Here is a 21,362-nt window from a genome sequence, read left to right as displayed (position 1 = left end):
GATTTGTTACAAATCGGACGGGGAGCAGTCACGGCAGACGAGATGGCCGGCATCCTCGTACACGTACTCGGAGCTGCACTTCGGGCAAGGCGGAAGAGAGGTCATGGCGGTGTCCTTGAACTGTTGTTTCTGTTGGGTTTCTGAGTTGCGGGCGCCTGCACGCGGAGCGCAGGCGCGAAAGGAGCGCATTCTAACATGATGCGCATCGAGTTCCGCCGAAAACGGGCGGGTATTTGCAAGACTCAGCCCTGCGCGGCGACATCGGCCGCCATGCGCGCGAGGAGCGCCTCGTCGGGCGTGAAGCCCGCAGGATCGCCTGGACAGAATTCGAAGACGTACTTGCCGAACACGCGGGCCTGACGGCCTTCGGCGGTTTTGTCAAAGAGCGCGAGGAGCAGGTCGGCGTTTCCTGCGGACGGTCCTCCGCAGGTGACCGCAAGGCCCATCGGCTTGTCCTTGAGCGCCGAGACGACGTGCGGATGCTCGCCGCCCACCCACTTCATCAGGGCCGACATGCGGTCGTCGAGGCACTTCATCTGGGCCGTGAAGCAATGCCCGTAGAGCGGCGTCGCCATGAGCACGACGTCGGCCGCCACGATCTTCGCGAGCACCGCATTGGCGTCGTCGCCCGTCTGATGACAGACGAAGTGCTCCACATCCTGCTGGCAGCGCAGGCAGCCGATGCAACCCCTGATGCCGAGTTCGCCGAGCCTGAGCGTCTCGACATCATGGCCGCCGAGCCTGGCGGCGAGGGCCTCAAGCACGCGGGCGGTGTTGCCTTCGCGCGGACTGCCGTTGATGAGAAGGATCTTCATCCGTGTTGTCTCCTGTTGTTGCCCGAGGGGCGGGCTTTGGGTTCCGAGAGGTCCTCATGATAGCGCGACACGGCAAGGCGCACGCAAAATGCGAGAAAAGGCCGTGCTGATGAGGCACGGCCCTTTCGATTTTCTTTGATCCCGTTCGATCGCGTCTTGCGGACGCTTCTACCAGCTGCCGCCGAAGAAGCCGCCGAAGATCTGCGCGGCCCTGTCGAGGTCGAGCCTGTCGGGGTGGGTTTCGCTCAGTCTGCGGCCGGCCTCGCGCTCGGGACTCACGGTGCCGCCGAGCATGTCGGTCATGCGCTGGAAGACCTCGGGGTCGATGCGGCCGCGGCAGAGGAAGGTCTCCGCAAGCGTATTGCCCTCGCCCATCGCGACGAGCTTCTCGCTCGTCTTCTGCATCCAGGCCTTCGACTTCTCGCCCTCGGGGTCGCCGCCCATGGTGGCGAAGCAGCCGATCGTCTTGTTCCTGAGGCGGGGCGCGATCCTGAGGATCTCCTCGGGCGCATCGCCCCTGTCGCACCAGAAGCCGAGCAGGACGGGATTGTAGGGCGTGAGGTCGTCGGGAACCTCGGAGGGGCGCATCATGACGGCGCCGGGCAGCGCGTCGCAGACGGCATGTCCCACGGCCAGCGTGTTGCCGGTGCGGGAGCTGATGATGATCAGGGGCTTCTCGGTCATGTCGGGATTCGTTCAGGAAGCTGGAAAAAGAAAGTATAGGACGCCGCGCCCGTTTCGCGCAGGCGGCGAAGCCTACGACGCCTTCTCCTCGACGCCGATGCCGAGCGCCTTGCGCCATGCGCAGGTCGCCTTGCACTGCTTGTCGGCCTTGTCGAGCATCTTCTCGTGCTCGGCGAGCTCCTCGGGCGAGGGCTCGGGCATGGTCAGGCGGGCGATGATCTCGGGCGGAATCTCGACCGCGTCGCCCCAGTTGTCGAGGTCGATCTCGCCCTGGCCTCGGGTCATCGTCAGATACACTTCGGCAAGAAGCTGGCTGTCGAGCAGTGCGCCGTGGAACACGCGGGCGGAGTTGTCGATCTTGTGCATCAGGCACAGGCCGTCAAGGCTCACGCGGCGGCCGGGATACATCTCGCGGGCGATCTCAAGCGTGTCCGTGATCTGCGCGACGTAGTCCTCGAGCCTGCCCCTGCCGAGACGCTCAAGCTCCATGTTGATGAAGCCCACGTCGAACTTCGCGTTGTGAATAAGCAGCTCCGTGTCGGAGACGAAGTCGAGGAACTCGTCCACGATGTCCGCAAAGACGGGACAGTCCTTCACCTTCTCGTTCGTGATGCCGTGAATGGCCGTCGTCTCCTCGGGAATGTCACGCTCTGGATTGATGTAGATCTGCAGATAGTCGTCGGGATCAAGCGAGATCTCGCGGCCGTTGAGCCTCACGCAGCCGATCTCGAGAATGCGGTCGCCCTTGTCGGGATCAAGACCCGTCGTTTCCGTATCGAGCGTGATCTGCGGTTTGTTGAAGCTCGAGTAGCGCTTCTCATGCGGCTTGGGTGGCACGAGGATCTTCTTGCGGGGACGAGCCTGTTTCGGGGCGTCCTTCGAGAGGTTGATCCTCTCGTCTTCATACTCGGTGGTGGAGGCCATCTGCGTGTCTCTCATGTGTCTGTTCAGGTGACCTAACTATATCGCACATTGATCCCGACGACGTCCCTGCACGACCGCAGCCGTGCGGCCGCCTCGACGCCGCAGACGGCATCATCCTGTCTGAGCCCCGGCCTCACCGTCCTCTGAAACACGCCGGCGAAATCGACATGCTCGTCTCGCGCGTCGCGTAGAATTCCTGCAGCACAATCAATCGTTTCGGGCCGCGTCCGCGCCTCGTCCTGAACGGGATTTCGCCTTCACCTCCCTCATGAAAGCCTTTTGCCTCCTTTCTGCAGCACTCCTCGTTCCGCTCGGCGCGGCCCTTGCAGCGCCGTCCGCCACGATCGAGCCCGACGCCCCGCTCCGCAGCGAGGCCCGCACCGTCGTGCGCATCGGCCTGCTTGACTTCGAGTCGGAGGCATCCTACCTGAGCAGGCGCGAAAACATTCAGGAAACGATCGTCCGCCATCTGCAGGAAAATTCGCCCGGTCTCCGGATCGTTCCGCGCTTCTACACGACCGAAGCGCTCTCCGAAGCGGCGAGAAAAGGCGAGGTCGAGTTCTTTCTCGGCAGCTCCGGCTTCTTCGTGCAGATGCGTCCGATGGGCGCGCGCGACATCGGCACCATCACGTCCAGGGCCTTTCCCGATCCGAATCGCTGCGTTGCGGGCGTGATCGTCGTCAGGAGCGGGCGACCCGACATCACGGACCTCGCGAGCCTCGAAGGCATGACGGCCGTCACGACGAGCCGCGCGAACTTCATGACGTACATGCTCAACATGGGCGAGATCGCCGCCGCGGGCTTCAGGCCCGACAAATTCTTCAGCGCCGTCACCGAAACCGACAACCGTCCCGTCGAGGTCCTGCGCGCGGTCGTCGAGGGACGCGCCGACGCAGGCCTTCTTCGCGCCTGCATGCCCGAGGCCATCACGGAGCGCCATCCCGAGTTCGCGGGCCGCTGGACCGTCGTCAACGACAAGCCCGGCCTTCGCGCCGAGGCGCTCGGCTGCCGCTACTCGACCGACATGTATCCGGGATGGACGATCGCGAGCGTGCCGCACACGCCGCCCGTCATCACGAAGCATGTCGCAATGCTCCTTCTCAACCTCAAGCCCGACATGACGCCGGGCGGCTTCACCGTCTCGATCGCGACTGAGTTCGACCGCGTCAACGACCTCTTCCGCTCGCTCAAGACCGGTCCCTTCGCCTATCTCAACCATTGGACGCTCGAACGCATCTGGGACGAGGCCAGAGGCGGCGTCCTCCTGCTCCTCGGGTTTCTCGCCGCCTGGATCCTGCACTTCGCAAGACTCGAGAAGCTCGTCAGGCGCCGCACCGCCGACCTCAGCGCCGCGCTCGAGCGCGAAAAGGCCGCCCGCGAACAGGTGCGCGAGACGGGCGCGAGGCTCGACAGCCTGCAGCGCGCGGGCATTGTCGGGCAGCTGAGCTCGATGTTCGCGCACGAACTCTGCCAGCCGCTCTCGGCCGTTCGCTGCTACCTGCGCGGCATGCGCACGCTCATGCGCCGCGGCGCACCCGACCCGGTGCTCGCCGAACGCTGCCTCTCGGGCATGTCGGCCGAGCTCGACAAGGCGGGCGCGATCATCGACCGCGTGAGAAGCTACGCCAGAGAGGGCGCCAGGCGCGACCTCCCCGTCGACCTGCCCGCACTCCTCTCCGAGTGCCTCGCCGACATGACGAAGTCCGACCGCCTCAAGGTGCCCGTCGCCACGGACATCCGCCCCGGCCTCATCGTCTCGGGCGACGCCGTGGAGCTTCGGGTCCTCGTCATCAATCTCGTAAAGAACGCCCAGGAGGCGGTACTCTCGGCGCCCGAGCCCGCGCAAGCCTCCGGAGGCCGTCCCTACGGCCTCTTCATCACGCTCGACGCGGCAGATGAAGGCACCGCCGTGCGCCTCACCGTCGCCAACACGGGCGCGCTTCTCACGCCCGAAGCGCTCGCCGAGATCGGACGTCCGCTCGCAAGCTCGAAGTCCTCGGGCCTCGGACTCGGACTCATGATCTGCAAGTCGATCGCCGAGGCCCACCTCGCCACGCTCGCCTTCTCGGCCCGCACCGCAAGGGACGGCGGCGGACTCGCGGTCACGCTGACGATGCCCGCCCGAAGCGAAGCGCCTCTGCATGAAAACTACGGAAATCTGCCATGACCGAATCCGAATTCGATCCCGCCGAGCGCGACTCGGCACTCATCCGCCTCGTCGACGACGAGCCCGACGTGCGCGCCGCACTATCCCTGATGCTCGAGATCGAAGGCTGGCGATGCGTGAGCTACGCGAGCGCGCGGGAGTTCCTTGTCGAGAATATGGACTCTCCCGGCTGCCTCGTCCTCGACGTGCGCATGCCGGGCATGAGCGGCCTCGAACTTCAGCAGGCGATGGAGGAGCGCGGGATTGAGCTGCCCGTCATCTTCCTCACGGGCCACGGCGACCTCGACACCGCGATCCAGAGCCTCAAGCGCGGCGCGGTCGACTTTCTGCTCAAGCCCGTCGACGACGAGAAGCTCCTCGCCGCCATCGCCTCGGCCGTGCACAAGGACCGCCTGCGCCGCGAAGGCCTCTCGGCCGAGCTCCTCAAGGCGGGCGCCAAGGCCCTGAGCGACCGGGAAAGACATCTGCTCGAACTCATCTCGCTCGGCCGCAGCGACGCGCGCATCGCCTCCGAGCTCGGCATCTCCGAGCGCACCGTGCAGGGCCACCGCGCCAAAATCTACCGGAAGTTCGGAATTCATTCGGGCAAGGTCCTCGAGGCCATGCTGCCCGACATCATGCGCCTCATCGGCAGATGAGGCCGGCCCCGCCGTTCTTCGCCGCCGCCCGCCGCTCTCTTCTTCACGCACGGGACGAAATCGCCTCCCGTTGACCTTTTCCAAGTTACGCGCGTAATCCGTCGGCCGACAATGCAGTCATGACAAACCGAGCGCAGCCCGCGGGCTTCGGGGTCCCCAGAAGGGGCCCCGTCGAACAAGACCACCCGCTGCTTCGCTCCAGAAGGAGAAACATCATGACCGCGAATCTCACCCGCCGCCGCATGCTCGCCGCCGCAGGCATCGGCACCGCCGCAGCCGCCTTCACGGGCGCCGCATCCGCACAGTGCCGCAACGACGTCAAATGGGACGAAACCCACGAAATCGTCGTCGTGGGCGCGGGCGGCGCCGGCATGGCCGCCGCCGTCAAGGCCGCCCAGACGGGCGCCAAGGACATCCTCGTCCTCGAGAAGCTCGCCTTCACGGGCGGCAACACGCTCATTGCCCAGGGCTTCATCAACGCCGCCGACCCCGTGCGCCAGCCGCGTCAGGGCATCAAGGACTCGCCCGAAAACCACATGAAGCAGACGCTCGCCGCAGGCGACTTCCGCGGCGATCCCGAACGCGTCAAGGTCCTCTGCGACAACGCCTACGGCGCCATCACCTGGCTCGAGTCCCTCGGCATGAAGTTCAAGGACAACGTCATCCAGATCTTCGGCGCGCTCTATCCGCGCTCGCACATCCCCGCTCTTCCGAAGGGGCAGGGCTACGGCACCGTCCTCACGAAGGCCGCCAAGGAACTCGGCGTTCAGGTCCGCACGGGCCTCGGCGTGACCGAAATCATCCGCGAAGAGCAGTTTGCGGGCCGCGTGATCGGCGTCAAGGTCCAGCCCGCCAAGGGCCCCGCCCGCTTCATCCGCGCCACGAAGGCGGTCGTTCTCGCCGCCGGCGGCTTCTCCGGCAACCGCTACCTGCGCGAGCTGCATGACCCGCGCGTCAAGGGGCTCGGCACCGACAACCTCCCCGGCTCCACGGGCGAAGTCGCCATGGCCGCCGTGCGCGTCGGCGCCTACCTCGTCGGCATGGACTTCATCCAGTCGACTCCGGGTGCTCCCGCCGGCAAGAAGATGAAGCTTCTCCTCAACTTCAACGTCAACGGCTCCATCTACGTCGACAAGCGCGGCAACCGCATCGTCAACGAAGGCGAACGCCGCGACGTGATCCGCGACGCCGTGCTCGGCACGCCGGAACGCTACGGCTACACGGTCTGCGACAACACGAACTTCATGAGCTACGACGCGATCAACCGCAAGGCCATCATGGAAGGCATCAAGATCAACGAGGCCTGGACGGCCCCGACAATCCGCGAACTCGCCGAAAAGATGGGCGTCGATCCCGACGGCCTCGAGAAGACGATCAAGCGCTACAACGAGGTCTTCGTCAAGAACGGCCGCGACGACGACTTCCACAAGCAGCCCGTCAACCTCACCAAGCGCATCGAGGACGGTCCCTTCTGGGCCTGCTACACCGGCATGACGGTCCATCACACGATGGGCGGCATCAACACCAACGTCAAGGCTCAGGCCCTTGACTGGGAAGGCAAGGTCATTCCGGGCCTCTACGCCGCAGGCGAAATCACGGGCGGCATCCACGGCACGAACCGCGTCGGCGGCAACGCCGTTCTCGACTGCTTCGTCTTCGGCCAGATCGCCGGCGAAAACGCCGCGAAGGAAGTCGCCTGACGAGACCTCCAGGTCTCACGACTGAGAAGTGCCGGGCGCCGTCCTCTCTCCTCACGGCGCCCGGCATCGACCTCACGCATGCGGACTTCTCCGCCGCATGCATGCACGCAGGCCCGGCCGAACCCACGCTCCTCCAACGGCCCGGCAGGCAGACGTACGGAAAGGGGTCGGTTCTTCACGGAACCGGCCCTTCATTTCCATCTGCAGCTCTTTCCTCACCGACCCGAATCCTGCTCGTGCACGAGCGAGGTGATCACGCCCCTCAGCCACTGCATGGCGGGATCCCGATGTCCGCGCTCGTGCCAGACGAGCTTCGGAACCCATTTCTTCGAACACTCCTCGGGAAGCGGCAGAATCCTGAATTCATCCGTGCCCGCGACTTCACGCGCAAGCGTCTCGGAACAGGTCAAGCAGAGGTCGGAACGCCTCACCATCTGCACGGCGCTGAAGAAGTACGGCGTTCTCACCGCACGCGGCCTTGCGATCCAGGCCTCGGAAACCGACGCGTCCATTGCCCTAAGCACCCATTCGGGGCCCGGTCGGACTTCCACGTATCTGTGCGCAAGACACTCTTCGAGCGTGAGTGCGCCCGCCTCGTCGAACCTTCGGGCCAGCGAATGACCGCTTCGCACGACGAGCACGCTCCTGCACGACGAAAGCGGCAGGCATGCGCAGCCTTCGGGCGCGCGCTCGATGGGAAAGATCACAGAAACAGCCGCAGGAAGCCTCCCACTTCAGTGGCGAGGTTGTTTAGGAAGTCCAGATCGCCTCTCTGGAGCTCCACGACCCAGTCGTCTCCGTTGGGCGAGAGCCTGAACGTGACGCCCGGCGCCGTTCTGGAAGCGAGCGTGACGGCGAGCCCGATGTAGAACATCGCATGATCCGCGCACGCGATCCTGAATTCGCGCACCAGACTCGCGGGATCGACGGTCTCCTCGACGAAGAGGTCCTCGAAGCTTGCGATCACGGCCGCCACCTTCGGCTCGAGCGCGAGCGCCTTTGGCGTGGGCGTGAGGCCGCCCGAGCATCGCGTGAAGAGCTCGTCCTCAAAGGCCTCGCGAAGCTTCGTGAGCGAGCGCGACGCCGTCGCCTGCGGCATGCCGAGCTGCGAGACGGCCCGCTGAAGGTTGTGCGGCGCGCAGAGCGTCCTGAAGAGAAGCAAATGGTCGCGGTCGAGAGGTTCCCTCGGTTCTTTTCTCATTTTTGAACGGTTCCATTCGTCAAATATGACTTGAACACGTCTGAAATTCACAATGGTTGGAAATTCCGGTCTTCTCTAACCTTACAGCCATGGCGCGACAGCCTCCCGGCAGAGAATGCCGCGACCTAAAGTACGTCCGCGCCAGAAGACAAAACCACGCTTTCATCTCCCCGACCAGGGATCCAAAGGAGTTTCCTCATGAAGTCCTTCACACTGAAGCTCGCCGCCGCGGCCGTTGCCGCCGCCTGCATTCTTCCGGGCACCGCCTCCGCCTCGGGCGGCGGCTCCGGCCCGAACGTCCAGTACGCCGTCCAGGGCAAGATCGGCGAAGTCATCACGAACCCGTACAAGATCGCGCCGCTCACGGCCGTCATCCGCAACGGCGGCTACCAGCTCAAGGATGCCGCGGTCCGCATCGTTCCCAAGCACGGCGGCGCCGAAATCAAGTACAACGTGAGCGATGTTCAGCTGCGCACCCATGCGGGCATCCCGGTCTTCGGCCTCTATCCCGACTACAACAACACGGTCGAGGTGTCTTACACGCTCGTCGACGGCACGAAGGAAACCCGCGTCGAAAACGAGGTCTACCGCATCTACGCGCCCGGGATCCACACTGAGACGAACGGCACGGCCGCCCAGCACCACGCCATGTTCGAAACCGAAGTGAAGAAGGTTGCGCCCGAATTCAAGGACCGCCTCTACTTCATCAACAACTTCCTGCCTTCGGGCGGCAACGTCGCACGCACGACATGGAACAATCCGATGGGCGGCGCCCTCGAGTGGGTCTACTATCCGCAGAACGCCGTGATCGACACGGCGGGCGACGTCCGCTGGTACATGTTCGTCTCGCCGATCTACGATCCCGAGAACATCTACAAGTCCGGCATCATGATGGGCTTCCATCAGGCCGACGACGGCTTCCTCACCTTCGGCTACGGCCAGCGCTACGCCAAGTACGACCTGATGGGCCGCGAGGTCTTCAACCGCCGCCTGCCCGCCGGCTACGCGGACTTCTCGCACGCCATGGACCCGGCCCAGAACGGCCACTACTTCCTGCGCGTTTCCTCGGCCGACTACCGCCGTCCCGACGGCAAGCGCGTCCACACGGTCCGCGACGTGATCCTTGAGGTCGACCAGAACGGCTGCGCCGTCGACGACTTCCGTCTCTTCGACATCCTCGACCCGTATCGCGACAACGTCATCAAGGCGATGGACCAGGGCGCCGTGTGCCTCAACGTCGACGCCTCCAAGTCCGGCCAGACGCTCTCCGCCGAAGAACTCGCGAAGATGGATACGAACAATCAGTTCGGCGACATCGCGGGCGTCGGTCCGGGCCGCAACTGGGCCCACGTCAACTCCGTCGACTATGACCCGTCAGACGACTCGATCATCATCTCCTCCCGCCACCAGTCGGCCCTCATCAAGATCGGCCGCGACAAGAAGGTGAAGTGGATCGTCGGCTCGCATGAAGGCTGGAAGAAGGAGTTCCAGGACAAGCTTCTCACGCCGATCGACAAGAACGGCAAGCCGCTCAAGTGCGAAGGCTCCAAGTGCGAGGGCGGCTTCGACTGGACCTGGACGCAGCACACCGGCTGGCGCATCGACTCCAAGTCCGACAAGGACGTCTTCTACCTCTCCGTCTTCGACAACGGTGATGCACGCGGCATGGAACAGCCGGCGCTGCCTGAAATGAAGTACTCCCGCGCCGTGATCTACAGGATCGACCAGAAGAAGATGACCATCGAGCAGGTCTGGGAATACGGCAAGGAACGCGGCTTCGAATGGTACAGCCCGATTACCTCCGTGACCGAATACCAGGCCGACAAGAACTCCGTCTTCGTCTACTCGGCCACCGCCTCGCTCAACATGAAGCAGTTTAAGAGCGTGAGCCCGAACCCCGTCATCAACGAGTTCAAGTGGGGTTCCACGGAACCGTCCGTCGAAATCGTGCTCAAGTCCACCATGGGCTACCGCGCGCTTCCGATCTCGCTCGACAAGGCCTTCAGCCGATAAGCATCGGCGGATTCAGTCCTGCGGTCTCTCTTCTCTTTGGAACCGCAGGCCTCCTCAGGAGGCGCACCGTCATCAGGCGCCTCCCTCCTTCTCGCGCCGCGCCTTCGGGCACGGCGCCTTGTTTTTATCCGCCGCCCGCACCGCCTACTGCGTTCGCCCTATGCCGCCCGAATGCATCGGAGCTACAATCTATTCCGTCTTCAATTCTTTCAGAGGCGTTTTCACAATATTGATCCGCTTAATGGCCTTCGTATTCGCTGCAGCCGCGCTCCTTGCGCTGCCTTGCGGTGCGCACGCCTGTCCGGATCATGCCGCCGTCGTGCAGGCGGTCTCCGCCTCATGGCAGGGAGAACCCGCCTCAGTCGGGTCACACGCCTCGCGTCACGAGGCGGCCGTTCGGGCCGAATGTTCCGCAGCGGCGCCCGAAGCGCCCTGCACCGATCGCCTCTGCTGCGTGACGCCGCCCGCGGCGCCCGCGCCCGAGTGCCGGACTGCGTACTCCGCCTCCGTCCTCCCGCCCGCCACAGGTTCCCGTCCCGCCGACACGAGCGTCATCCTCGGCAGGGACTCTCCGCCTCCGAAAGCCTGAAGCTTCGGGCCCTGCGCCCGCACGCCTTCCGGACGGACAGCCGTCCGTCCGCGTCACTCAAGCTTCTTTTTTCGGAGACACACAAAATGGAAATGACCCACTATATGGAGCTCATGATGGGCTCCTGGCACATGCTCGTCCTCTTCATGGCCGCACCGATGCTGCTCGCGGAGTGCTACGTCGTGAGCGAAATCCTTCTGCTCATCAAGCCGCCTCAGGGCGGCGCCCTCGCCGCCTTCAACAAGGCCTCGGCCTATGCAGCCGCGCTCGGCATCGCGCTCCTCTCGGGCTGCGTGGCCCTTCAGTTCTCGTCGGTCGTCGCATGGCGCACCTGGGTCGACGCCGTTTCGGCCCTCGCCTACGTGGCCGCGGGCCTTCCGTTCATCTACGTCGGCCTTCTCGAGGCGGCCTCGTCGCCCGCAGCAGGACGGCCGTCTGGAAGGGACGCTCGGCCGTCGCGGCGGTGGTCGTCTATCTCGTCCTCTCCCACGCCGCCATGGTCTTCGGGATGTTCGATCCCGTGCAGTTCGGCTGGCGGGCTTCGGACGACATGCACATGACGGACGGCGCTCACGCGATGCCTGAGACGCACGCAGGCCACGTCATTCACTGACGCAGGCCGCAAAAAGGCGCGGCGCGAAGCCTGCGGGCTTCTCCGCCGTGCCCTGCGTCCATGCGCGCGGATGCTCACGCTGCGGCCTGGAGCTCCTTCGCTCTTGCCGCAGCCTGTCTTCCAGCCTCGCGTCCCATCACGAAGCAGGCGGTCATGCCTGCGCCGCCGAGTCGGTCGCCGCCGAAAATGCCGCCCGCGCATTCGCCGGCGGCGTAGAGTCCGGGCACGAGGCCGCCCGAGGACGCAATGACTTCGGCCGCACGGTTCGTCCTGATGCCGTCGAGCGTCGTGTGCACGTAGATGCGCTCGGCTCCCCAGTAGAAGGGCGGCCGCTCGATCCTCTGGCGAAAGAGCCTCTTGCCCGTGCGTGCGTCGTACCCCTTGTCCGCCGCCCTGTTGTAGTCCTCGATCGTCCTCGCGAGCACGACGGGCTCGATGTCCATGGCGGCCGCCATCGCGTCGATCGAGTCCGACTTCCTCACGACGCCGTTGATGAGCTTGACGCCGAGCGTCGCTCCCTTGAAGGAACGGTCGTCCGTGATCACCCAGCAGCGCCTTTCGGGAAGCGACAGAATGGCGTTCGAAATCACGTTCCAGGGACTGTTCTCGTTGACGAATCGCCTGCCGTGCATGTCGACGTAGATGTCGGCGCCCTGATAGTCGAGCAGGCGTCCGCCCCAGAACGGAAGCGCCTGAAGGCCGAAGCCCGTCGTCACGAACGCGCCGTTTCGTCCCGCGCACTCGATGAGTTCGCCCGTTGCCCCGTCAAAGACCGTGCCCGCCGGATTGGCGCTCGTCGGAACGTCGGGCGTGAGCAGGGGATTGATCTTCATGCGCGCCTCGACGTTGGCCGTGAAGCCCCCGCAGGCGATGACGAGGCTTCGCGTCCTGAGCGTTCTTGCGCCCTGCGGCGATTTCACTTCGACAACCCACGCATGCCCCTCGGGTCTGAAGCCCGTCACGGGCGTCGAGAGCGCAAGCCTGCAGCCGAAGCGCCTCAGGTGCGCCATGAGCGCAAGCACGTAGCTGCGGCCCGCCGAGTTGCCCGGCATCGCGTAGCTCTTGGCCTGCTTGCCCGAATACGCGATGAACGGTTCGCTCCAGAACACGCCGAGGCTCTCGAGCCAGTCGAGCACGCCCGCCGAATCCTCGCCGATCTTCGCGAGCACCGCCGCGTCTCCCGTGCCGCCGCCGACCTCGAGCGCATCCTCGACGAACCTGCCGAGCGTGTCGTTCGGATCGTGCGAGCGCGAGGGCGCCACGGCCGAAACCGAACCGCTCGAATAGATCGAATGTCCGCCCACGAGCGGCCCCTTTTCAAGAACCAGCACGTGGCCCGCGCCCGACTCCAGAGCTGCAGCCGCAGCCGAGAGCCCCGCCGCACCCGAGCCCGCGACGATCACGTCCCAGACGCCCGAGGCGCCCGGATCGAGCGTGTCGGGCGCGCCCGCGGCAAGAAGCCGGCCCGGCACCGCCGCCGCAAGACCCGCGCCCGCCAGAAGACGGCGCCTCTGCGTCATGACGCCGCCTCTCGTGTCCTTCATCATTTGCCCGTCCCCGCAAGGCCCGCCCTGTAGTCCGCAGGCAGGTTCTCGAGCCAGCGGTAGGCGTCGAGCGCGCTTGCGACGCCGAGCTTGGCGTAGGCGTTGGCCTTGTGCATCTTCACCGTCTCGGCGCCGATGCCGAGCCTTTCGGCAACGTCCTTGTTGGTGAGTCCCTCGGCGGCGAGCATGAACACCTCGCGCTCCCTCTGTGTAAGCGACTCGAAGGTCCTCCTGTAGTCGTCCGCCTCGGCCGCATCGCTCTCTGCGGCCATCGACTTCGCGCAGGCGCGCTCGACGGCGCCCGCAAGCGCAAGCGGATCGCCGCGCTTTTCAAGAAAGTCGGCTGCGCCGTACTTCATCGTGTGCACGGCCGTCGTGATGTCGCCGTGTCCCGTGAGGAAGATGACGGGCAGCGTGCATTTCGCGTCAAAGAGCCTGCGCTGAAGCTCCACGCCCGTCATGCCGGGCATGCGGATGTCGAGCACGAGGCAGCCCGGCCTCGAGAGGTCGTCGCGCTCGAGAAGGTCGGCCGCACCCGCATAGTCCTCGACCTGCCAGCCCATGGCCTTCAGAAACTCGCGCTGGCTCTCGCGAAACGCATCATCGTCGTCGACAAGCCTCACGAGCGGCGTCCTGATCATCCGCTTCATGCATCTTCTCCCTGTTCATTCACCTTCATGGTTTTCCTGCCTTCGGTGTCCTCTCCTGCGGGGCCTGCCGCGTCGATCTCGACCGTGGCCCGCACGCCGCCCTCGGGTCTTGCCTCGAAGCGCAGCGTCGCACCGTGACTGTCGGCAATACCCCTGCAGATCGTGAGTCCGAGTCCGAGGCCTTCCGAAGTCTCACGGTCGGCCTCGCCGTCGAGCACCTCGCAGGCAAGACCTTCGGCGCGGGCGTTGAGTTTTTCGAAGACCTGCGCCGAGAGGACGGGCCCCGGATTCTCGACCGTGATGCGCCACCTGCCGTCCGCGCCCCTCACGAGCTCGACCCCGACGGCAACCTCGGGGCCCTTGAGGCAGTCGAGGCGCCTCACGGCGGAGGCCGCATTGCGAACGAGGTTGAGGACGAGCACCTCGAGTTCGAGCGGCTGTCCGAAGACGCCCGCCTGGCGCTCGGCGACTGCAACGTTGATCGGGACGCGGGCGTCGCTTCGCTCTTCGGCCCTGTAGGCCCTGACGGCGCTCTCAACGATGGCGTCGAGTTCGCAGATCGCGACGCGCTCGTGCTCGCGCCTTGCATACTTTCGGACCCTCGAGACGATGTCGGCGATCCTCGTCGCCTCGCCGTCGATGCGCGAGAGTGCATTGGAGAGTGCCTCGGCCGCCGCCGGATCGGCCACCGCCGCCGTCGGGCACTTGATTCTTGCAAGGGCGGCCCAAGTGCGGATCGCGCCTACGGGCGCATTGATCTCATGGGCGATCATGCCCGACATCTGCTGCACGACGCTTCTGCGCTCGAACATCGCGAGCTGGGTTCGCGTGGCGGCCGCGACCGCCGAAAGCCTCTCCTGCTCGGCCATCGAGCGCCTGAGGTCCTCGGTCCTGCGCCTCACGAGCCTGTCGAGCCTCAGCTCGTTGAAGATGAGAAACAGAAGAAGCCCCGCCGCCAGCCAGAAGGCGGTTCTGTGCCTTGCATAGAGCGCGGCGGGACTCATGTCCCTCAGATAGGCCCAGGGGCCGAGCTGCAGCTCCTTGAGAAGCGCGTCGACGCCTGCGTGGGAAACGTTGGTGAGCCATTCGGCGCCCGCAGTGTTCCTGAGGCTCAGAATGGCGATCGTCATGTCGCGCACCATTTCGGACGGCGCGTGCGGCAGTGCCAGAAGACTGATGTCGGGATAGAGCTCCGTCGAGTACCTGCACGGAATGACGGGCGCGCTCTTCGACTCCTCGCTCTCGAGCACCCTCAGGCCTGAGACGTCCGCGAGGCCCTCGTCGCCGAGCGTCTCGAGCAGACATGCCGGCACGACCGCCATGTCGGCCCTCCCTGAGAGAATGGCGCCCACGACGTCGGGATAGTCGTTGTTGCGGCGCACGACTCTGGCAAACAGCCGCGTGGGATCGATGCCTTCGCGCCTGAAAACGCGCTCGGCGGCAAGCCAACCGTCGATGGCCGTGGGCAGGGACGAAAAGACCGTGCGGTCCTTGAGGTCACGGAGCGTCCTGTAGTGCGAATCGCTCCTCACGACGAAGGCCGCGCCCACGGCGCGCTCGGCCTCAGCGAGCCCCTTGAGGCGCCTCGTGGCGATGCGCACCGAGGAGACGCCCGCGTCGAGCGGAAACACCGAACGCGCAAAGATGAAGTCGGGCCTGAGCCTCTCGAGCTGCTCCGCACTCTCGGCGGCCGCGAAGGTCGCCGTCCTGATGCGGTAGCCGCGCAGCCTCTCCTTGAGGGCGGCGATGGTCTCGTGGATGGTAAAGGCGTCGTACGGATTGACGAGCGTGTCGGGCCAGGCCACCGTCATCACGGGGCGGGTGTCGTCGGCGGGCGCCGTCAGGGACGGGTGCGAAAGCCCGTCCGGAGCCGCTCCGGAAGATCCCGGCACGACTGCGCCGACCGGGCCCGAAAGCACGGTCCAGAACAGCGCCGCAAGAAAACCCGCAGCCGAAAAACGCTTGACGTCGAGAGGATTCATGATGCTTCCGAGAGGAGGAAGAACCTTAGGGTTTACACTTACCCCCATGCAGGGGTAGGCGATTTTAAAAAACTCTAGCAGAATTTGGACCTGAAGCAGAACTTCATTTTCAAGTCCGCCGAAGAGCGGACCGCTCCTCGGAAAAACAGTTCGACCCAAACTTTCAGCATTCCAACGCGAACCTGCAACACAAGGACATCCACAATGGACCGCCGCTCCTTCATCACGGGCCTTGCCGCCGGCACCGCCGCTCTTGCGCACACGGGCCTTGCTCAGGCCAGCACCTCCGAAGCCTTCTCCAAGAAGACGCGTCCCGTCGACACCATGAACCGCATCGGCGGTTGGACGAACGGCAGCGTCGAAGTGATCGACATCAAGGGCGTGCGCATCGGCGAAGGTCGTCCGAAGCTCATTGCACCGACGACCTCCAAGACCGAAGCCGACCTGATTGCCACGGTGAAGAAGTTTGCGGACATGCCCGCGCTCAACGTGATCGAGGTCCGCATCGACTACCTCGGCAAGATTGATCCGAAGGACTACGCCCGCATTACCCGCGACGCCTATGCCGCCGCAGGCGACAAGGTCGTGCTCGTCACGCTGCGCAACGGCACGGACGGCGGTCCCTTCATCGCCGACGACGAATGGTACGGCTGCGTCTACGAGGCCGTCCTCACAGAAGGCCGCGCCGACATCGTCGACCTTGAGCTCTTCCGTGACCGCGCCATGATCGACCGTCTCGTCAAGCTTGCCCGCAAGCAGGGCGTCAAGGTCATCATCTCCGATCATGAATTCAACTTCACGCCCGACGAGGATGAAATCATCCGCCGCCTGATGCTCGAAGAACAGGCCGGCGCCGACATCCTCAAGATCGCCGTCATGGCCCACAGCCCCGAGGACGCCCTCGCGGTGATGAGCGCCACGGCCAAGATGCGCCACTACCACTCCGCCCGTCCGATGCTCACGATGGCCATGGGCCGTGCAGGCGTCCTCACCCGCATCACGGGCGAGGGCTTCGGCAGCGACATGACGTTCGCGAGCGTGGGCGGCAAGGCCTCGGCTCCGGGCCAGATCCCGGCCGAGGACTGCCTCAGGGTTCTTGAAACGCTTCACAAGGCCATGAACCCGTAAGGCTCCTCTTCCTCCTGCGGGCCTGCGCCCGCCTCCATCCCCCGGGGGCGCGGGCCCGTCTCCTTCGATCCGAAGGACAAACGTTCTCCTTTTTCATCAACCTACGACTCATCACAAGTTCAGGAATTTATTATGAAGAAGACTCTGATCGCCTTTGCAGTTGCCGCGGCCTTTGCGTCCGCCGCCTCCGCCGCGAGCTTCAAGGCCGGCACCTACACGGCCACCGCCCCCGGCATCCACGGCGACGTCACCGTCGAAGTGACGTTCACCGCCGACAAGCTCGCCGACATCAAGGTCACGAAGCAGTCCGAGACCGTGGGCATCGGCTCCAAGGCCGTTGAACTCCTTCCCGGCCGCATGGTCGCCGCCCAGTCTCCCGCCGTTGACGGCGTGACGGGCGCCACCATCACCACCGAAGCCATCCGCAAAGCCGTCTCCGACTGCGTCAAGCAGGCCGGCGTCGATCCCGCCAACCTCGTTCCGCTCGCCGTCAAGAAGACCGGCGGCCAGAAGACGCTTGAAACCGACATGGTCGTCGTGGGCGGCGGCGGTTCCGGCATGTCCGCCACGATCCGCGGCCGCATGAACGGCATGAACGTCATCCTCGTCGAGAAGATGCCGTACATCGGCGGCGCCGCCGCCATCTCCGGCGGTCAGGTCGTCGCCCAGGGCTCCAAGCTCCAGAAGGCCTTCGGCTCCACGGAAGACTCTCCCGAGTCCATGATCAAGGACTTCATGGCCAATGGCCACAACCTCAACGACCCGGCCAAGATCTCGCTCTACGCCAACAATGTCGGTGCCACGATCGACTGGCTGCATGAAAAGGTAGGCGTGAAGTTCATCCCGAACGACCTGCCGTTCCTCGCCGAGTACTCCCACCGCCGCGCCCTTGAATTCGAAGGCGGCGCTAAGACGATGGCCCAGCACCTTCGTGAAGTCATCGCCGGCAACGGCGCCCAGGTGCTCTACAGCACCCGCGTCGAAAAGCTCCTTCAGGACAAGGACGGCCGCGTGATCGGCGTTGAAGCCACGGACGACAACGGCGTCAAGTACACGATCAAGTCCAAGGCCACGCTGCTCACCACGGGCGGCTTCGGCAACAACAAGGACATGCTCGTCGAGCCGATCAAGTCCACGCTCTACTACGGTCCCGTCTCCTCCACGGGCGACGGCCACCGCATGGCCATGGAACTCGGCGCCAAGACGCAGCTCATGCAATACGGCAAGCGCTACCCGAACGGCATTGAAGTCGCGCCGGGCAAGGCCAAGTCCACCATCTACGCCAACGTCGGCGCCTTCGACCAAGCCGGCATTCTCGTCAACATCGACGGCAAGCGCTTCGTGAACGAAAAGGCCTCGAACCGCCACATCCTCGATCCGATGCTCCAGAACGCCAACGGCCAAGGCTACGTCTTCATGGACCAGAAGTCCTGGGAAGGCTTCTACAAGCGCCTGCCTGAAACGGGCGTCTCCCATGAGGATGCCGACAAGTACCTCGCCCAGGACGGCAAGACCGCTCCGCTCTTCGTGAAGGGCGCCACGGTTGAAGAAGTCGCCGCCAAGGCCGGCATCAACGCCGCCGCCCTCAAGGCCACCGTCGCCCGCTACAACGGCTTCGTCAAGGCCAAGAAGGACGCCGACTTCGACCGTCCGGTCCAGTACATGAAGGCCGAAATCTCCGCCGAAGGCCCGTACTACATCGTCGAGCAGCGTCCCCGCTTCGCCACCACGATGGGCGGCCTCTGCACGAACGACAAGCTCAACGTCATCACCAAGGACGGCAAGCTCATCCCGGGTCTCTACGCTGCGGGTGAACTCGTCGGCGGCGTGATGGGCGACGACTCCCCGGCCGGCGCCAACGTGGGCTGGGCCCTCACCTCCGGCCGTGTCGCTGCGGACGCCATCAAGGAAGCCGTCGCCAAGTAAGGGTCGACGAACCTTCCCAACCACTTCTCTTCCCCATCGGGGCCGCCCCGCAACGGCGGCTCCCGACTTCCGGGCCCGAAGCTCTCCAATCGGCTTCGGGCCCCTTTTTTCGTCAGCGCCCCGCGCGCCGCCCTGCGCGCTCAATGCGCCTGCGCACTTCTGCCTAGGTTCGAACACCTACTGCCTTCCAAAACGCATTACGCCTACATACAATGCAAAGTGGAAATGTTTGGTTGGAGGAACGGACATGTCTTCCGATATCAGAATCAAATTGAGCGACTTCGACGCCGAGCTGCTTGCCAACATCGCCGAACGCGAAGGCAGGACGCCCGAAGCGGTCGTGCTCGAGGCCCTGCACGAACTCTTCTCCGAAAGGCTTGAGGAAAAGTCCTTCCTCATCTCCAAGGACGAGTTCGAGGCCTGTCTCGCCATTCTCTCCGAGCCCGCCAGGAAGGCGGCCGCCGCAGACTGACGCCTGACTGACGACACTCAGGATTCGCACCTTCCCGCCGCATCCCGGCTGCGCCGGCCACTCGCAGCCCCGATCCATCCTCGTCCGAGCCGGCAGCGGATGCGGACTGTCTTTTTTTTCGTCTCAAAACAATCATGAACGCACGCGCACTCACGGCCTTCGCCTGCGCCATCGCAGCCCTCGCCTCCCTTGGCTCCGTTCCCGCCGCAGCGGGCGAAAGACTCGACAACATCGTTAAAAACAACACGCTTCGCGTCGGCACGCCGGGCGACTACAGGCCATTCGCGATGAAGGAGGATTCCGGCTACGCGGGCCACGACATTGACGTCGTCAAGGCGATGGCCGAGGTCTACGGCTGGAAGGTCGAGTTCGTCCCGACCACCTGGAAGCAGATGGCGGCCGACCTCAAGGACAACAGGTTCGACGTGGCCGTGGGCGGCATCACCCGCAGTCCCGCTCGCGCGCTCATCGCCGACTTCCTGCCCGCCTACGCGCCGTTCGGCAAGGTCGCGCTCGTTAACGTGAAGATGAAGAACAAGTTCAGGACGCTCGACGACCTCGACCAGCCCGACGTGCGCGTCATCAAGAATCCGGGCGGCACCAACGAGGCCTTCGTGCTCGCCAACCTCACCCGCGCCAAAGTCTCGACCCATGACAAGAACTTCGAGATCCCGGGCCTCATCGCCGAAGGCAGGGGCGACGTCATGATCACGGAAAACGCCGAGGCGAAGCTCTACGCGAAGAAGGACAAGCGCCTCCACGCCGCCTTCCTCGAAAACCCGCTAACGCCCGTCAACTACATGGGCTTCATGCTGCCCGTCGACGACCCCGACTACACGCGCGTGATGAACTATCTCTGGGACCTTCTGGATCGCCGCGGCGAACTCAAGTCCATCGAGGCAAAGTGGCTTGATTGACGGCCAGACCGCCTTCGCAAGGTTCTCAGGGCCCGTCAGGCAGCCGCCTGCGGGCCCGTCCCCGTCCCAGTTCTCGGAAATCCCGATGCGGCGCTGCGGATCACTTGGTATCCTTTTGGAATTCGACTCAACCGCCCGGGCCCAAAGTCCGGATTGAAAACAAGGATTATCCATGAGCATGCTTGAAGAATACGTGCGCGACCTCGCCGAACTCGTCAACCGCGACTGCGGCACGACCAACTGTGCGGGCGTCACGTCCGCAGCCGAGGTGATGAAGCGTCACTTCGAATCGATCGGCTGGGAGGCCGAGCTCGTCGACCTGGGCCCGACGGCGGGCCGCGGCCTCATCTGCCGCAACAAGCCGGGCTCGACCGAATGCGACGTCATCTTCAACGCCCATCTCGACACGGTCTTCCCCGACGGCACGGCCGCCGCGCGCCCCTTCTCGGTCGAGGGCACGACGGCTCACGGTCCGGGCTGCTCCGACTGCAAGAGCGGCGTGCTCGCCATCTTCTACGCCTGCCGCAACGCCCGTCCCGAAGACCTCGAGCGTCTGAGCGTCTGGTGCGTCTTCAATCCCGACGAGGAGCTCGGCTCCCGCGCCTCCAAGGAATGGCTCCGCGAGCTCTCCACGCACGCGAAGGCCGCGCTCGTCTTTGAAGCCGCGCGTGCCGGCGGCGAACTCGTGCGCTCCCGCAAGGGCTCCTCCAACATCCGCTTCACCTTCAAGGGCCTCACGGCGCACGCAGGCAACAATCCTCAGGACGGCCGCAACGCCAACGTCGCCGCCATGCGCCTTGCGCTCGCCGCCTACGAGCTCGACGACAAGACCCGCGGCACGACGGTCAATCCCGGCCTCATCCACGGCGGCACGGGCGCCAACATCATCTCCGACCACGCCGAAGTGACGCTCGACCTGGGCTTCTGGAACGACGAGGACGGCCGCGAACTCATCTCGAAGATCCGCGCGCTCGCTGAAAAGACCTGGGTCGAGGGCGTCACGCAGACCGTCGAGCAGCTGAGCTACTCGCCCGCCATGCCGCTTTCCGAAAACACCAGGGCACTCGTCGAGAAGATCACCGACGCCGCCTCCGAAGCGGGCTTTGACGCCCGGTGGGTCGACGCCGGCGGCGCCTCCGACGGCAACCACATGGCCGAGGCCGGCATCCCCGTCGTCGACGGCTGCGGCCCCGCCGGTGGTGGCTTTCACTCCGAACGCGAGTTCCTGCGCCTTGAAACCGTCGAGGAACGCATCAACATGATCGTCAACCTCCTCAAGCGTCTCTGATCCTCAGAGCTCCATCAGGCGACGTCTGCGACAAAGGCCTCTGATCCCAGGGATCCGGAGGCCTTTTTCCTGCCGTCTGAAATCGGATAGGGGTGAGGACTTTTGATCCTC

The 21,362-nt window shown here is 64.8% G+C and carries 19 protein-coding genes and 1 pseudogene; 11 read left to right on the top strand and 9 right to left on the bottom strand.

Translation table 11 applies throughout. The features are described from left to right. Window positions 1–6: 6 nt before the first annotated feature. The 4 genes from HMPREF3036_RS11715 to dnaQ all read right to left on the bottom strand — a co-directional run bounded on the left by HMPREF3036_RS11715 (window position 7) and on the right by dnaQ (window position 2,438). Window positions 7–105 carry a TFIIB-type zinc finger domain-containing protein gene (locus HMPREF3036_RS11715; RefSeq protein ID WP_081579503.1) on the bottom strand — a complete coding sequence of 33 codons (99 nt, stop codon included), beginning with the start codon at window positions 103–105 and terminating at the stop codon, window positions 7–9. 137 nt (window positions 106–242) lie between these two features. After that, window positions 243–815 carry a flavodoxin family protein gene (locus HMPREF3036_RS10975; RefSeq protein WP_062334491.1) on the bottom strand — a complete coding sequence of 191 codons (573 nt, stop codon included), beginning with the start codon at window positions 813–815 and terminating at the stop codon, window positions 243–245. A gap of 168 nt (window positions 816–983) precedes the next feature. Further along, window positions 984–1,499 (bottom strand): flavodoxin family protein, encoded by a 516-nt coding sequence (locus HMPREF3036_RS10970; protein WP_005436911.1) that lies wholly within the window; start codon window positions 1,497–1,499, stop codon window positions 984–986. A gap of 72 nt (window positions 1,500–1,571) precedes the next feature. Continuing rightward, window positions 1,572–2,438 (bottom strand): DNA polymerase III subunit epsilon, encoded by an 867-nt coding sequence (gene dnaQ, locus HMPREF3036_RS10965; RefSeq protein ID WP_231289390.1) that lies wholly within the window; start codon window positions 2,436–2,438, stop codon window positions 1,572–1,574. Between the two features lie 253 nt (window positions 2,439–2,691). Here dnaQ and HMPREF3036_RS10960 point away from each other — a divergent pair, with 253 nt between their 5' ends. From HMPREF3036_RS10960 to HMPREF3036_RS10950, 3 genes are all read left to right on the top strand, one after another. Next, window positions 2,692–4,590: a sensor histidine kinase gene (locus HMPREF3036_RS10960; protein WP_062334488.1), complete on the top strand. Its 1,899-nt coding sequence runs from the start codon at window positions 2,692–2,694 to the stop codon at window positions 4,588–4,590. Further along, entirely contained in the window at window positions 4,587–5,228 is a 642-nt protein-coding gene (locus tag HMPREF3036_RS10955) for a response regulator transcription factor (RefSeq protein WP_062334485.1), read from the top strand. The genes HMPREF3036_RS10960 and HMPREF3036_RS10955 overlap by 4 nt, the downstream gene beginning before the upstream one ends. A gap of 215 nt (window positions 5,229–5,443) precedes the next feature. After that, complete coding sequence (locus HMPREF3036_RS10950) at window positions 5,444–6,928, top strand: FAD-dependent oxidoreductase (RefSeq protein ID WP_062334482.1); 1,485 nt, start codon at window positions 5,444–5,446, stop codon at window positions 6,926–6,928. Between the two features lie 215 nt (window positions 6,929–7,143). Here HMPREF3036_RS10950 and HMPREF3036_RS10945 read toward each other — a convergent pair whose 3' ends face one another. Together HMPREF3036_RS10945 and HMPREF3036_RS10940 are read right to left on the bottom strand one after the other, a co-directional pair. After that, window positions 7,144–7,635: a LysR substrate-binding domain-containing protein gene (locus HMPREF3036_RS10945; protein ID WP_062334479.1), complete on the bottom strand. Its 492-nt coding sequence runs from the start codon at window positions 7,633–7,635 to the stop codon at window positions 7,144–7,146. After that, window positions 7,632–8,129 (bottom strand): LysR family transcriptional regulator, encoded by a 498-nt coding sequence (locus HMPREF3036_RS10940; RefSeq protein ID WP_082897469.1) that lies wholly within the window; start codon window positions 8,127–8,129, stop codon window positions 7,632–7,634. The genes HMPREF3036_RS10945 and HMPREF3036_RS10940 overlap by 4 nt, the downstream gene beginning before the upstream one ends. A 198-nt stretch (window positions 8,130–8,327) precedes the next feature. On the opposite strand from HMPREF3036_RS10940, the gene HMPREF3036_RS10935 reads away from it, so the two are divergent. The 3 genes and pseudogenes from HMPREF3036_RS10935 (at window position 8,328) to HMPREF3036_RS10925 (ending at window position 11,344) form a co-directional block, all read left to right on the top strand. Then, window positions 8,328–10,142, top strand: coding sequence for an aryl-sulfate sulfotransferase (locus HMPREF3036_RS10935; RefSeq protein ID WP_005436897.1), 1,815 nt, complete (start codon window positions 8,328–8,330; stop codon window positions 10,140–10,142). A gap of 241 nt (window positions 10,143–10,383) precedes the next feature. Then, the gene (locus HMPREF3036_RS12010) at window positions 10,384–10,731 is read left to right on the top strand and encodes a hypothetical protein (protein WP_147645359.1); all 348 of its coding nucleotides are present in this window, start codon (window positions 10,384–10,386) and stop codon (window positions 10,729–10,731) included. An 86-nt stretch (window positions 10,732–10,817) separates the two neighbouring features. After that, window positions 10,818–11,344, top strand: a pseudogene (locus HMPREF3036_RS10925) (DUF6803 family protein). Window positions 11,345–11,418: 74 nt separating this feature from the next. Here the strand turns inward: HMPREF3036_RS10925 and HMPREF3036_RS10920 are convergent. From HMPREF3036_RS10920 to HMPREF3036_RS10910, 3 genes are read right to left on the bottom strand one after another with little or no spacing between them, the layout of a single operon-like run. Next, window positions 11,419–12,891 (bottom strand): FAD-dependent oxidoreductase, encoded by a 1,473-nt coding sequence (locus tag HMPREF3036_RS10920; RefSeq protein WP_062334471.1) that lies wholly within the window; start codon window positions 12,889–12,891, stop codon window positions 11,419–11,421. Continuing rightward, window positions 12,888–13,538: a response regulator transcription factor gene (locus HMPREF3036_RS10915; protein WP_062334467.1), complete on the bottom strand. Its 651-nt coding sequence runs from the start codon at window positions 13,536–13,538 to the stop codon at window positions 12,888–12,890. Before HMPREF3036_RS10915 ends, HMPREF3036_RS10920 begins: the two co-directional genes overlap by 4 nt. Then, on the bottom strand, window positions 13,535–15,520 hold the full coding sequence (locus HMPREF3036_RS10910) for a PhnD/SsuA/transferrin family substrate-binding protein (RefSeq protein ID WP_062334466.1): 1,986 nt from the start codon (window positions 15,518–15,520) through the stop codon (window positions 13,535–13,537). The genes HMPREF3036_RS10915 and HMPREF3036_RS10910 overlap by 4 nt, the downstream gene beginning before the upstream one ends. 204 nt (window positions 15,521–15,724) lie before the next feature. Between HMPREF3036_RS10910 and aroD the strand changes: the two genes are divergently transcribed. The 5 genes from aroD (at window position 15,725) to HMPREF3036_RS10885 (ending at window position 21,251) form a co-directional block, all read left to right on the top strand. Beyond that, on the top strand, window positions 15,725–16,648 hold the full coding sequence (gene aroD / locus HMPREF3036_RS10905; protein WP_005436883.1) for a type I 3-dehydroquinate dehydratase: 924 nt from the start codon (window positions 15,725–15,727) through the stop codon (window positions 16,646–16,648). 132 nt (window positions 16,649–16,780) lie between these two features. Next, entirely contained in the window at window positions 16,781–18,574 is a 1,794-nt protein-coding gene (locus HMPREF3036_RS10900) for an FAD-dependent oxidoreductase (protein WP_062334463.1), read from the top strand. A gap of 247 nt (window positions 18,575–18,821) precedes the next feature. After that, the gene (locus tag HMPREF3036_RS10895) at window positions 18,822–19,046 is read left to right on the top strand and encodes a hypothetical protein (protein WP_005436879.1); all 225 of its coding nucleotides are present in this window, start codon (window positions 18,822–18,824) and stop codon (window positions 19,044–19,046) included. A gap of 134 nt (window positions 19,047–19,180) precedes the next feature. Then, window positions 19,181–19,963: a transporter substrate-binding domain-containing protein gene (locus HMPREF3036_RS10890; RefSeq protein ID WP_062334460.1), complete on the top strand. Its 783-nt coding sequence runs from the start codon at window positions 19,181–19,183 to the stop codon at window positions 19,961–19,963. Between the two features lie 172 nt (window positions 19,964–20,135). Then, window positions 20,136–21,251, top strand: coding sequence for a M20 family metallopeptidase (locus HMPREF3036_RS10885; RefSeq protein ID WP_062334458.1), 1,116 nt, complete (start codon window positions 20,136–20,138; stop codon window positions 21,249–21,251). The last annotated feature ends 111 nt before the right edge of the window (window positions 21,252–21,362 follow it).

Origin of the sequence: Sutterella sp. KLE1602 (genome assembly GCF_001578585.1) — a bacterium.
In the GTDB taxonomy this organism is placed as follows: Bacteria; Pseudomonadota; Gammaproteobacteria; order Burkholderiales; family Burkholderiaceae_F; genus Sutterella; species Sutterella wadsworthensis_A.
This window is presented reverse-complemented; position numbering and strand designations above follow the sequence as displayed.